This window comes from Bacillus sp. SIMBA_005 (assembly GCF_046535585.1).
GTDB lineage: Bacteria > Bacillota > Bacilli > Bacillales > Bacillaceae > Bacillus > Bacillus pumilus.
The window spans coordinates 1-234 of the sequence record NZ_JAWRWI010001211.1 but is presented as its reverse complement, the minus strand read 5'-3'; the positions used below and the strand labels follow the sequence as shown (position 1 = coordinate 234).

1 pseudogene is annotated in these 234 nt (G+C 76.9%); it reads left to right on the top strand.

Annotation, left to right across the window (positions count from 1 at the left end):
- Positions 1-234, top strand: a pseudogene (locus tag SB660_RS23915) (hypothetical protein); the annotation flags it as partial.

Below are 234 nucleotides of genomic sequence, written 5' to 3'. Positions count from 1 at the left end.
CGGAGCGGATGCCGCAGACGACGCGCACGATATGCCGCGACCGGCGGCCTCGCCCCGGAGGACCCTCGCCGCCGTCGGCGCGGTCACCGGCGGAGTCGTCGCCACGGGCGTGGTCGCCGCCGCCCTCGTGCTGCCGCCGGCGTCGTTGTCGGTGGAACTGGCGATGTCGCGCGCGGGGGAGCAGACCGCACTCTTCGCCGGGGCCGACACCGTCGCTCTCGGCGTCGCGGACAC